Origin of the sequence: Caulobacter sp. DWR1-3-2b1 (genome assembly GCF_049895765.1) — a bacterium.
In the GTDB taxonomy this organism is placed as follows: domain Bacteria; phylum Pseudomonadota; class Alphaproteobacteria; order Caulobacterales; family Caulobacteraceae; genus Caulobacter.
This window is the reverse complement of the sequence record NZ_JAFCSZ010000029.1, coordinates 33,533-45,816: the sequence shown is the minus strand read 5'-3', so window position 1 is coordinate 45,816 and position 12,284 is coordinate 33,533. Positions and strand designations below refer to the sequence as shown.

Genomic DNA, 12,284 nt, shown 5'->3' with positions numbered 1-12,284 from the left:
CAGACCAAAACCCCTGACTCCATAGCCGCCGTCGGTCAGGCTCCAGACCGCCCACGATCACGTGGAATCGGCGCCCACCATCGCCTGGAATGGGCGCCCACGATCACTGGAATGCGCACTAGCGCTTCTTCTCGTCGGCCTTGGCTGCGTCCCACAGCGCGTCCATCTCCTCCAGGTCTGACTGGTCCGGGGTGCGCCCGTCCTTGGCCAGAGCCGCCTCGATGAAGGCAAAGCGCCTGCTGAACTTGGCGTTGGTGGCGCGCAGAGCGTCCTCGGGCTCGACGTCCAGCTTGCGGGCGAGGTTGGCGCAGACGAACAGCAGGTCGCCAAGCTCCTCGCGGGCCTTGGCCTGGTCGCCAGCTTCGATCTCGACTTCCAGTTCGGCGATCTCCTCGCGCAGCTTGTTGAGGACCTCCTTGGTCGAGGGCCAGTCGAAACCGACCCGGGCCGCGCGCTTGGTCAGCTTCACGGCGCGGGTGAGGGCCGGGAGGCCAGCCGGCACGTCATCCAGGACGCCGGTCTTGGCCTTGGCTTTGCGCTCCTGAGCCTTCAGCGCCTCCCAGCCCGCGGTCTGGGCGGCTTGATCATGATAGGCGTGGTCGCCAAACACGTGCGGATGTCGGCGGATCATCTTGTCAGAGATCGCCGCAGCAACCCCCGCGAAGTCGAAAGCCCCTTGCTCCTGCGCCATGCGCGCGTGGAACACGACCTGCAGCAGAAGGTCGCCTAATTCCTCCTTCAAGTCGGTCAGGTCGCCGCGCTCAATGGCGTCCGCGACCTCGTAGGCTTCCTCGACCGTATAGGGTGCGATGCTCGCAAAGGTCTGCTGCTGGTCCCAAGGGCAACCGCCCACAGGATCGCGCAGGCGGGCCATGATCTCGATCAGGGCGAACAGCGGATGATCGGGATCATTCGGCTGGGGCTGTGAGGGCGGCATGCGGATCCGGTTCCGGCTCGGGGTGCGGCGTCGCCGCGTCCCGCGCCGCGAGCTGGCGCTGGATCTCGGCGACGCGAGTCGCGTCGAGCGGATAGCGCAGCATGACGGCTGCGACCACAAGACCCATCGCTGCCGGAACCACGGCATAAAGCGCGATCAGAGCCGTTTCGCCCGCTGCCGTGGGGAGCTTCGGATCGAAACCAAGCAGGGCCAACAGCGGGAAGGCGCCGATCGCCAGGGCATGGCCCAGCTTCACCGTGCCGTTGACGATGGCGTAGAGCAGGCCGGTGCGGTCAGCTCCGCTGGCCAAGCGCTCTTCGTCGCCGATGTCGGCCATCATGGCTCGGACCAGCAAGGGCGCCGCAGAGAAGGGAATGCCCGCCAGGACCAGGATCGCCATGCCGGCCAGGGAATTGCCGGCCGGCGTCATGACGGCGCAGACCTGCACAAAGGCGTAGATCACCGAGGCGACCGCCAATGCATGGTGCTTGCCGATGCGCTTGGCCAACATGGGCCATAGCGGCGCGCCGGCCAGGGCGGCCACGAAATAGATCAGCAGCATCAGGCCAGCTTCGGTTTTGTCGAAACCCTTGATGCGCTCGAAAAAGAAGAAGAACAGCGCTCCGGCGATGCCCGGCGCCAGTCCCATCAGCAGGTCGGCGAGCAGCAATTTTTGAACCGAGCCGCGCTTCATCAGCGCGAAATACTGCGTCAGACCCGACTTGTGACGCGTCACCGGAGCGGCGCGTTCGCCGACGGCCCGGGTCGCCAGAAGCACCGTCAACGGGATCAGCAGCACGACGAACCAGCCCATCGAGCGGATGCCGGCCGCGTGGTCGCCCTTGAAGGCCAGGGCGATGATCGGCGGCAGGGTGAGCACCAGGATCATCCCCAGCACGTTGCCTGCCTGCCACCAGCCATAGACGCGCGAGCGTTGCTGATAGTCGGTCGAAAGCACGGCGGCCCACGCAGTATGGGACAGCACCATCATCGAATAGCCGGCATAGACCACGATCAGACAGGCCCACAAATAGAGCGGGCCGATCCCGGGCCGGGCCATGAACAGGCCGAACGCGCCTAGCATCACAAGGGGAGAGCCAGCCACCAGCCAGGGTCTGAACCGGCCCCACTTGGTCCGCATGCGGTCCATGATGCCGCCGATCAGCGGGTCGAAAACGATGTCGATCAGCCGGACGATGAGGAAGGCAGCTCCAACCGCGCCGAGCGAAAGACCAAGTTCGCTGACATAGAACTCGGGCAGATAGACCACCAACGGCAGGCCAAGCGCCGCGAGAGGCAGGCAAGGCGCGGCAAACGCAGCCAGAGACCAGGATGATCGTCTATCGGTCATTCGGCTAAATCCCTCCGGTACAGGTAAGCGGCGGGTTGGCTCCCGCCTTTTGAACTCACGGGGCGGTCGCCCCTGAACGCTGTTCTAGCGGTCGCCGAAATCCTTGGCCAAGCGGACGGCCAACCTGTCGAAAGCCTTGTCGGCGTCGCTCCAGGTGGAGCCGTATTCGGCCCAGCGGATATCGGTTTCGTACCAGCTGTAGTCGACCGGCGTGCGGGCGCCCGACGCGGCGCGGTATTCGCCGCTGACCCGCGCTCCACCGACGCCGAAGCTTTGATAGGAGAGTCCAGGCTTGGCGCTCATTTCCCGCATGGTGGGACGATTGGGCCTGGCGTCCTCGATCACGAGATCGAGTTCGCCGCCGTCAGCCAACGCGCCTGAACGATCGAGGGTTTTTTCCACGGATCGTTTGAGCTCGCGGGTCAGGTAGTCAAACTCCCGCCGGTCCATGACCTGCGTCTTCTTGGCCAGGTCGGGTCCAATCGAGACTCGAACCGCCGAGACTTCGGGCGCAGCCATGGCAGGGCTGGCGACCACCGCGCCCAGGGCCAGGATCACAAGCGAGATTCTCATCGTCGGAGCTCCGGGTTTGATCTCTCATCGGAAACTGTGCGGCTATCCGAAACAAAATACCAGAGCCGGCCCCGCACATTCCAAACGTTTGTTTGTGGTCGCTACGCTGCCGCTGCCCGCAGCTCCCGCTGCATCTGCGGCCTCAGTTGACCTTGCACGCGGCGGGCGCGGTCACGGCCTCGGCTAGTACCGCCTTGACGACCCTGGGCGTGTCGGTCGCGATCACCGCGACACCCGACTTGGCGAGATCGCGATACTCGCCGGGATCGCCGTCGTCCGCGCGGCGGCCGGGCGCGCCAAGGGTTCCGAACATCGGCTCCACGCCCGCCTGGCGAAGATTGGCCCACAGTATCGGATTTTCAGCACGCGTGCCGGTCCAAGCCAGGATGCGGTTGGCCTTCAGGCCTCCATTTGCAAGAGCCGCCAAGTGATCCGGACTGGAGACCGGGACGGAGATCATCATCTCTGGCGCCAGGACTGCCAGGCGCAGGGCGTCCGCGTCGTTGTAAACGATCAGCACGGCGCGACCTTCGGCGCGCGCGGCGCGCGTCTCTGCGATCACTTGCTGTGTAAGAATATCGCCATCAGCGCCGGAACTCTTGAAGTCCAGGGTCACGATCGCCCCGACCTTGCCGGCCGCGTCCAGAGCTTCACGCAAGGTCGGAGGCGGCGCATCCGTGACCTTGCCGTTGCCATCGATCAGACGCGCGGCGCGCACCTGAGCCAGAGTGTTGTCGGCGACGCGACCACGGCCCGTCGTGGTGCGGTCCAGGGTGTCGTCGTGCATCAGAACCAGCGCGCCGTCTTTGGTCCGCGTCACGTCGATCTCGAGCAGGGCAGGACGGATAGCTGTTCCTGTCGCGCGAATGCCGGCCAGGGAGTTTTCCGGCGTGCTGTCGTCCAGCACAGCGCGGTGGGCGGAAACGAGGACGCCCCGGTCGCGAGCGCAGTCGAAAAAGGCCGCCAGAGGCACGGCGTCTCGCGAGGCGGGCGGCGTCGCGCAGCCGGCCAGAACGGACATCGAAACGGTGAGGCTGAGGGCCAGGACGCGCATGCAGATCATTCCAAATCCAACAGTTGATCACCTGAAAGCTGTCTAGCAGATCGACCGGCGGGTTGGGCGACGAACAGATCTGCGTCGCGTCCAGTCCCCGGAAGCTCTGCAAATTGACGGTGTGCGATGCAGCATATAGCCCTGCTGCCGCGTCAGTTTCCTCGCGAGGGTTGAATAGGGAACAGGGTTCGAACCCCGGCTGCCCCGCAATTGTAGGTGGTGGAGCCTACGTGCCACTGGACCCTGGGTCCTTTGGAAGGCACGCGCCAGACTGGCGAACCCGTAGCGCGATGTGGTTTGTAAAAGTTCTCGGGGGAATTGGCATGGCGGCGTTGATGATTCAGGGCTGCGGGTCCGATGTCGGAAAGTCGGTTCTGGTGGCGGGCCTGTGCCGCCTTTTCACCAATCGCGGCCTGAGCGTGCGGCCGTTCAAGCCGCAGAACATGTCCAACAACGCCGCCGTCACAGCTGACGGCGGCGAGATCGGACGGGCTCAGGCGCTGCAGGCCATGGCCTGCCGCACGGCGCCGACAGTTGATATGAACCCGGTCCTTCTCAAGCCCCAGAGCGATGTCGGCGCCCAGCTGATCGTGCTGGGCAAGATGACCGGGACCTGGAAAGCGCGCGGCTATCAGGAGCGGAAAGGCGCGCTACTCGACACGGTGCTGGAGAGCTTCCGTCGTCTGGAGGCCGAGTGCGACCTGGTGATCGTGGAGGGCGCGGGCAGCCCGGCCGAGATCAATCTGCGGGTCGGCGACATCGCCAATATGGGCTTCGCCCGCGCGGCAGATGTGCCGGTGGTTCTGGTCGGCGACATTGATCGAGGGCACGTGATCGCCGCCCTGGTCGGAGCCCATGCCGTGCTCGACGAACAGGATCGCGCCATGATCCGGGGTTTCCTGATCAACAAGTTCCGGGGCGACCCCACGCTATTCGATGACGGCCGCAGCGAAATCATACGACGCACGGGGTGGGCGGATCTCGGCGTGGCGCCCTGGCTTGCCTCGGCGCGATCATTGCCGGCCGAGGACGCCGTGGTGCTGGACCGGTCCACGCCAGGTGAGCGGAGGCGCTTGAAGATCGTCGCGCCCAAGCTGTCGCGGATCGCCAATTTCGATGATTTCGACGCCCTGCGTGTCGAGCCAGACGTCGATTTCGGCTTCGTTCCGCCCGGCCAGCCGCTGCCAGGCGACGCGGATCTGGTGATCCTTCCCGGGACCAAGTCCACCCTGGCCGACCTCGCCTTTCTCCGCGCCCAAGGGTGGGACATCGATCTCGCCGCTCATGTTCGCCGGGGCGGTCGCGTATTGGGCGTCTGCGGTGGCTACCAGATGCTGGGTCGAACGCTGAGCGATCCCGATGGCGTCGAAGGTCCACCAGAGCAGGTCGACGGTCTGTGCCTTCTGGATGTCGACACCATCCTGACCGGCGACAAGGTGCTTGCCCCGGTCTCGGGCCGCCTGGTGGGTGGCGAAGGACGGTTCGAAGGCTACGAGATGCATGTAGGCAGGACGACAGGTGCTGTCCGCCCAATGCTGCTGATGGATAGCGGCGCCCCAGATGGTGCGGTGTCGGCCGATGGCCGGATCATGGGTTGCTACGTCCACGGCCTGTTCAACCAGGGCTCCGCGCGACGGGCGTTCTTGAGCGGGATGGGCGCCGCGTCAGATGGGCTGGACCAGAGCGTTCGCGTGCATGCGGCTCTGGACGAGATCGCAAACGCCTTGGAGAGCGCTTTCGATATCGAGGCCATAGCCGCCATGGCTGGCCTAGTTGGCGCCGGCGTTCTTCGTGGCGCTGTAGAGCGTCAACCATAGAGGAATGGCGCGGCCGGTTCGCGAAACCACGTTGTCGAACACTGGTGCGTACTTGGGATCCAGAAGACGAGCCAATCCGAAGGTCTGAGCCCCGTTGGCGGTGTCCCAGGGATGGGGCTGATACTCCTTCTGACCCGAGGCGGCGCGGTCGGCGTCGAACTGGATCTTCGAATTGATGAACTCCTGATGGACCTTGTCGCCCTTGGCATAGGGGGCCAGCCAATCCAGAGCTGTGGGCAGGCCGGCGCCGGCCGGGTTCTTGCGCGCGAACCAGTCCTGACCATGCGCCTTCGCCGACAGAGCGGCCATCATCAGCGGGTCGAGACCATAAGTGACGTAGTGCAAGGCGTCGCGCTCGTGGAAATCGAACACCGAGCCATCCGCGTGAATGTTGGCGGCGATCTGGCGGTCATAGGCCTTGGCCGCGCGCTGGATCAGCGCCGCATCGCCAGTCTGGAACGCCGCCATGGTCGCCAGCTTGACCCGATGGCTTTGCCAGTTGGTCTCGGCGTTCTTGGGTTTGCCGTCCATGACGTCAAGATAGCCAAGCGCTATCGCGCGCCAGAAGGCGTCCAGCTTGCCCCGCGCGGTGGGTGAAAGGTCCGGGCGTGTCAGGTCGTAGGCCAGCATCACCTGGTCGAAATGGGTTTCGTCGATTGGATTGAACGAAGGCTTGTAGACATTCGCCCAGGCTTCAAAGAACCGTTCGGCGGTGGCCAGGTAGCGACGATCACCGGTCATTCGATAGGCGAGGGCGGCGTTCAACATCACCGGGAGATCTTCGCGCGCCTTGCTGCTGATCTCGCGGATGCCCTTGCCCGGTAGCGTCCCCTCGGTGTGGACGACGGGCAGGGGGCCGGGAACACGGTCAAGGCTCGCCTGAGCCCGGCGCTGGGTTTCGACACCTGCCGCTTCACTTGCCTTGCTTGGCAAATCTTGTGCGAAGGCGTTGTTGAACAACGAGAAACCCTGCGCTTGCGCGTTTGAAACCGACAAGGCGAAGGCGCAAAGCGCGAAAGCGAGCAGGGACTTCAGCATGGCTTGGCCGATCAGATAGGCGGGAATTCCCATCACTTATCTGGCCAATTTCGGTCACCGTCAACGCTCTGGTATGACCAATTCCGAAGGTCACGCTGAACGGCTAAAGTTGCGAACGCCGAGCCAGTTCGCTGCGCTTGGCCGACAGTCGAGCTTGAGTTTCCTGCAGCGCGTCGGTCTCGGCGACAACCAGGAGATTATCCAGCACCTGGCCCAGATGCTCGCGCATCGCCGCGCGCGCCGCGATGGGGTCGCGGGCTTTCAGGGCCTCGAATATGCCCCGATGGTCATCGACCAGAGAGCGTGCCCGGACCTCGCTGGCGCGGTCGAGCATGGCCCGGCAGGCCGGCTTGTAACGCAGGTCCCATAGGTTCTCGACCATCGTGACCAGGGCGTTGTTGCGCGTGGCGCGCGCAATGGCCACGTGGAACCGCCGGTCGGCCAGATCGACCAGGGCGCCCAGTTCGCGCTCTTCGGCCATGTCCTGCAGGATCACGGCCAGTTCCTCGACTTCCTCGTCGAGAATGACGGTCGCCGCCAGGGCGCAAGTGTGCCCCTCTATCAGCGCCCGCGCCTCCATCAGCTCGAAGGGGCCGATATCAAGCTCAGGGGGGGCGGCTTCAGGCCGGGGGGCCTCGGTTACATAGACGCCGGCGCCCTGTCGTGGCTTCACCAGGCCCCGCGCTTCCAGAATGATCATGGCTTCGCGCACGGTAGGGCGGCTGACCTTGAACTGCTCCGCCAGATCCCGCTCGGACGGCAGGCGTCGGCCCTGTGGATAAAACCCATCGCGGATCGAGACCGCGATTTCGTTGGCGATCTGCTGTCGAAGATTGCGAGGATCGGGCGTCGTATTGGTCATGGCTTCCGCGATGTCTGGCAAAGGGGCGGACGTCAAGAGTGCTGAACCTTGGCCAACGTGCGTGCGGCCAGTTGATCGCCTCTCATGATGCCCATCCCGCTCGACCCTTGCTTGGCGAGCGCACCGACAGCGTTGTCCAGCGCGCAAGACAAGCCGTTGGAATCGGGCGTTCGACAAGCTGCGAACAAGACCTTGCCATTCGCGATGCTCGCGGGAGTTCAGGCCGCTGACTGTTGAAGGCCACACTGCTTGATCGCGAAGCTCTGCGTGATGAGGCTGGCCCTGCCGAAAATGGTCATGAAGGCGATGTCTGCGGCGTCGCGGCCGGTCGCCACGCGTACCAGGCCATCGATCGGGGCCTTGCCTGTCGGATCGATCAATCTCCAGTGGCCGCCGAGATAGACCTCCGCGACAGCATGCAGGTCCGCCGGCTCCAGCTTCCAGGCATAGGCGCTGACCGCGCGGGCAGGGATGTCGGCCGCTCTGCAAAGGGTAATCGCCAGATGCGCGAAGTCCCGGCACACCCCGGCGCGATCGACGAAGGTGTCCCGCGCCGTCGTGGCGAAGTCGCTGACGCCGAACCGGTAATCGATGTGCTCGGCGATCCAGGCCAGGATCGCCTCGACCTTGGCGCCGCCCGACAGAGCGGAGAACTCACGCTCTACGAAGCTTTCGAACCGGTCAGACGGACAATAGCGGCTGGCGCGGAGATAGGGCAGGGCCTCGCCAGGCAGATCTCGGATAGCCATGGTCTCGGCGCCTTTGAGGTCGGAGACCCGCGGTGCGATCTCGACCTCGGCCGTGTAGTCGATCTTGACCTGTCCCTCGGCCGTGAACACAGCGCGCCGTTCGCCTGATATTGCGTCATTAAGCCTGGCGACCTCGGCCGTCGGCGAAAAGCTGAGGGCCTCGAGGTGGATCGCCTGGCCATGGCCGTGCGCGGCCTCAAGCATCAGCAATACCTCGCAAGGCGTCGCGAAGTCATAGGTCAGCGCTGCCTGAATCTCGAACCGCATCAGTCTCTCCAGGGCCTCGCAGCACGCCACGTGAGCTGACGTTGCCTACCTGCCCAAACAACGCAAGCGGTCTGGAGGGGGCAGTAGCTCAACCAGAACTCCGCATCCCGATTTGAGCGAGCCGGGTCGGCGAATGGACCTGTCGGCCAATTCCCATTTCAGCGTCTTGAGTGTGACACCCAACTGTAGCACGCCCGTCACTGCACCGGCTTAAGCGCCTCTCAGATTTCAGAGGGGGCACAAATGTTCAAGCCGATCAGCATCCGCAGGCTTTCCATGAGCCTGATGGCGAGCACCTGCCTCTCGGCCCCCGCGTTTGCCCAAGCCCAGGAAGCCGATGCTACGGCCGTCGAGGAAGTCATCGTGACCGGGCAGCGAGAGGCGCAACGCGCCGCTATCGCCGTCAAGCGCGAGACATTCGGGATCTCGGACGTCGTCTCGGCTGACGATATCGGCAAGTTGCCCGATCACAACACCGCCGCCGCCCTGCGCCGCATCCCCGGCATTTCAGTGATGGAAGACCAGGGCGAGCCTCGCTTCCCCGTCGTGCGCGGTCTGCGCTTGACCTATAATCGCACCACGGTTGACGGCGCAATCGTCGCCTCGGTCGACGAGAGCGGCCGCACCGTGCCGCTGGATACCGTGCCCTCGGTGATGGCCGGCCGCCTGGAAGTCATCAAGACGGTGACGCCCGAGAACGACGGCAACGCCATCGGCGGCGTGATCAACGTATGACGACGAAGGCGGCGAGCGCAATCTGAAGGCCAGTTTTGGCGGCGTGCTGCGCTCCACCGAGCGCCAGCTGACCAACAGCCAGATCAACTACCGCACCACGCCCGGCTTCGCCTACACCCTGGCCGAAGTCGCCATGGCGGGCCCCAGCCAGAAGATCGCCGGCCGCTATCTGCTGACGCCCCGGATCGGCGCGGACAAGGCCATGGCCTTTTTTGACGCCAACAAGGCCCGGTTCGCCGCCGCGGTGACAGCGCCCACCGGCAACTACGAGGTCCAGGAAGACGTCTATGCCGGCTACGGCCAGGCTAGCTATCGGGTGGGTGATTTCACCGTGCTGGGCGGCCTGCGCTACGAGCGCACCGAGGTGGAATCCGACGCGGTCCGCAATACCGGCGGCGTCCTGACTCCGGTCAGCAATGCCGGCGCCTATGAGAACTGGCTGCCCAGCCTGCACCTGCAGTGGAAGCCTGCCGAGAACCTGATCATTCGCGCCGCCTGGACCAACACCATCGGTCGCCCCGACTTCGGGTCCCTGGCGGCGACCGAAGGCCTCACATTCGACGGCAGCCAGGCCCGGCTGTCGCGCGGCAATCCTGGGCTGAAGGCCCGCGAAAGCGAAGGCTTCGATCTGTCAGTCGAATTCTATCCACAGGACGGCCTGATCTCTCTGGCGGTGTTCAACAAGACTATCGAGAACGAGATCTTCACCCTGACGTCCATCGAGAACCGCGACGTTGGTCGCGGTGTCGAGCCCGTGTTGGTGTCCACGCCGCGCAACGCCGAATCGGCCAAGATCACCGGTCTGGAGTTTGCGGTGCAGCAGGCCTTCACCTTCCTGCCCTCGCCGCTGGATGGTTTAGGGCTCAATGCCAACGCGACCGTGCTGGATACCAGGTTCACCTTCCTGACCTCAACCGGCCCGCGCGTGACCGGCCTGTTCCAGCAGCCCGAGCTCACCACCAATGAGTCGATCTACTATCAGCGGGGTCCGTTCGAGGCCCGGGTGTCGCACAACTACAGGGGCGGACAGCTGGAGACGATCAACGACGCCAACGTCAATTCCGACCAGTACTGGAAAGGGCGTCACAGCTTCGACGCAAGCCTGTCCTGGCGTTTCGCCGATCGCTTCACGGTCTTCGTCGAGGGGCAGAACCTGTCCAACACCGGCCGCCAAGAGGTGACAGGCCCGGGCCGTGCCTACCTTCAGGAGTGGGCCAACTACGGCCGTACCTATTGGGTTGGCGCGGCGGTGAACTTCTAGGGCGCGAGACGGAGAAAAGCCGATGATCCCGCAACTGCTCGCGGCCGTGGCGCTTCAGGTGTCAGCGGCCCCCGCGCCGCCAGCGGTCACGCCGCCAGCGGCCGCGCTGACCCACAAGGCCGAGACCGTGCGTCGCTACGACGGGGCCGCCAGCCAGGGCGTCGCCGTCGGTCCCAATGACGTCTATTCGGTCAGCAATTTCAGGCTGATCCGTTTCGACAAGAAGACTGGCGAGAAGCGGGCGGAGTGGGTTGGCGAAAAGGCTCGCTTCCCTCACATCAACTCTTGCGCCGTGATCGCCAGGGAGGTGGTCTGCGCCAGCTCCAACTTTCCCGCCACGCCGCACGTCAGCACTGTCGAGGTGTTCCACCCGATGACCCTTGCCCACAAGCGCAGCATTTCGTTGGGCCTGGGCACGGGCTCGGTCACCTGGATCGATCGCCGCGATGGCTTCTGGTGGGGGATGTTCGCCAACTATGACGGCAAGGGCGGCGAGACCCCGCGCGACCACCGCCACACCACCCTGGTCAAGTTCGACGACCAATGGCGCCGGCTTGAGGCCTGGGGGCTGCCGGCCACCGTCCTGGGGCGCATCGCGCCGATGAGCATCTCAGGTGGTGGTTGGGGCGCAGACGGCAATCTCTATCTGAGCGGTCACGACCTTCCCGAACTTTATGTCACGCAACTGCCCAAAGTCGGCGGCGTGCTCGACCATCTCGATACCTTGGGCATGGAGGCCGAGGGCCAAGCCATCGATTGGGACGAGAGCCAGCCGGAGATGCTGTTCGGAATAACGCGGCGAACCCGAGAGATCCTCGCCATGCGGGTCCGGCTACCGCGGTAGCCGCTTTCAGGTCGAGACCTGCCGGGCCCCGGGTCAGCTTCAAGTCCAGGATGTGGAACTTGCCCGGAACACCGCGTTTGAGCTGCGGCGCTAATCGCGCGGCTCGCCATTTTCCCAGAGGTAAGCCTCGCGCAACGGATCGTAGAAGTAGAAGCGACCCTCGCGCCGATCGAAGAACTGCCGGCGGTTGGGCCCATAGGGTGTGGCGACGGCGGGCGGGGGCGCATCGCTGCGCTCGGTGACGATGTCGCTGTTTTCGTCGGCGGGGCCGGCGGCGCGATCGACGGTATGGGCGGGCGCTTCGTAAAAGACCGTCGCTCCGGTTTCGCCCGGCACGGTGGCGGCGAAGCGGGAGGTGTCCGCGCCGATCAAGGTGATGAGTTTGGAAAAACGGTTGGGTCCGTATTTCTCATCCTCGGCCACATCGAATTCGAGTTTGAGCTGCACCTCACAAAGCAAGCCGCTGGGCCGTACGTCCTGAGTGATCCGCGCGATGCCGCTCAGGCGGTCGTGCACTTCCTCACGGCAAGCCGCGTTGTTGGGCCAGAGATAGTAATAGCGCCCGATCAGATCGTAATTGGCGTTGGACTCGTTGCGCCGCTTCAGGTCGTAGACCGCAACCACGTCCCGCCCGCACGGATCTGCAGCTTGCGGCGTCATGCGCTGAACGCCTCGGTAGGAGGCCTTGAAAGCAACGGAGGCGGCGAAACCCTGCGCCTGTTCGCAATCGCCCCTGAAGGCGTTTTGCGCGTGGGCCTGGGTCGTCGCGGCCAAGAGCAAGGCGGCGGCAAAGGCC

The 12,284-nt window shown here is 64.7% G+C and carries 9 protein-coding genes and 2 pseudogenes; 3 read left to right on the top strand and 8 right to left on the bottom strand.

All coding sequences use genetic code 11. The features are described from left to right. Window positions 1-118: 118 nt before the first annotated feature. From mazG to ACP69S_RS18770, 4 genes and pseudogenes are all read right to left on the bottom strand, one after another. Window positions 119-937 (bottom strand): nucleoside triphosphate pyrophosphohydrolase, encoded by an 819-nt coding sequence (gene mazG / locus ACP69S_RS18785; RefSeq protein WP_425999842.1) that lies wholly within the window; start codon window positions 935-937, stop codon window positions 119-121. Continuing rightward, window positions 909-2,342, bottom strand: a pseudogene (locus tag ACP69S_RS18780) (MFS transporter); the annotation flags it as partial. The pseudogene ACP69S_RS18780 and the gene mazG, both read right to left, overlap by 29 nt. Before the next feature lie 30 nt (window positions 2,343-2,372). Then, the gene (locus ACP69S_RS18775; protein WP_425999841.1) at window positions 2,373-2,861 is read right to left on the bottom strand and encodes a hypothetical protein; all 489 of its coding nucleotides are present in this window, start codon (window positions 2,859-2,861) and stop codon (window positions 2,373-2,375) included. 142 nt (window positions 2,862-3,003) lie between these two features. Continuing rightward, window positions 3,004-3,924, bottom strand: a complete 921-nt coding sequence (locus tag ACP69S_RS18770) for a glycerophosphodiester phosphodiesterase family protein (RefSeq protein ID WP_425999839.1) — start codon at window positions 3,922-3,924, stop codon at window positions 3,004-3,006. A gap of 314 nt (window positions 3,925-4,238) precedes the next feature. On the opposite strand from ACP69S_RS18770, the gene ACP69S_RS18765 reads away from it, so the two are divergent. Then, window positions 4,239-5,732: a cobyric acid synthase gene (locus ACP69S_RS18765; protein ID WP_425999837.1), complete on the top strand. Its 1,494-nt coding sequence runs from the start codon at window positions 4,239-4,241 to the stop codon at window positions 5,730-5,732. Here the strand turns inward: ACP69S_RS18765 and ACP69S_RS18760 are convergent. The 3 genes from ACP69S_RS18760 to ACP69S_RS18750 all read right to left on the bottom strand — a co-directional run bounded on the left by ACP69S_RS18760 (window position 5,685) and on the right by ACP69S_RS18750 (window position 8,648). Then, on the bottom strand, window positions 5,685-6,803 hold the full coding sequence (locus ACP69S_RS18760; protein WP_425999835.1) for an alginate lyase family protein: 1,119 nt from the start codon (window positions 6,801-6,803) through the stop codon (window positions 5,685-5,687). The two genes, ACP69S_RS18765 and ACP69S_RS18760, sit on opposite strands and share 48 nt — an antisense overlap. A 70-nt stretch (window positions 6,804-6,873) precedes the next feature. Further along, a complete protein-coding gene (locus tag ACP69S_RS18755) occupies window positions 6,874-7,632 on the bottom strand; it encodes a FadR/GntR family transcriptional regulator (protein ID WP_425999834.1) in 759 nt (252 codons plus the stop codon). 218 nt (window positions 7,633-7,850) lie between these two features. Continuing rightward, window positions 7,851-8,648, bottom strand: a complete 798-nt coding sequence (locus tag ACP69S_RS18750; protein WP_425999833.1) for a transglutaminase-like domain-containing protein — start codon at window positions 8,646-8,648, stop codon at window positions 7,851-7,853. Between the two features lie 270 nt (window positions 8,649-8,918). Here ACP69S_RS18750 and ACP69S_RS18745 point away from each other — a divergent pair. Next, window positions 8,919-10,644 (top strand): annotated as a pseudogene (locus ACP69S_RS18745) (TonB-dependent receptor); the annotation flags it as partial. Between the two features lie 22 nt (window positions 10,645-10,666). Then, window positions 10,667-11,488 (top strand): hypothetical protein, encoded by an 822-nt coding sequence (locus tag ACP69S_RS18740; RefSeq protein WP_425999832.1) that lies wholly within the window; start codon window positions 10,667-10,669, stop codon window positions 11,486-11,488. A gap of 90 nt (window positions 11,489-11,578) precedes the next feature. On the opposite strand, the gene ACP69S_RS18735 is transcribed toward ACP69S_RS18740, so the two are convergent. Continuing rightward, on the bottom strand, window positions 11,579-12,262 hold the full coding sequence (locus tag ACP69S_RS18735; protein WP_425999831.1) for a hypothetical protein: 684 nt from the start codon (window positions 12,260-12,262) through the stop codon (window positions 11,579-11,581). Window positions 12,263-12,284: the final 22 nt, after the last annotated feature.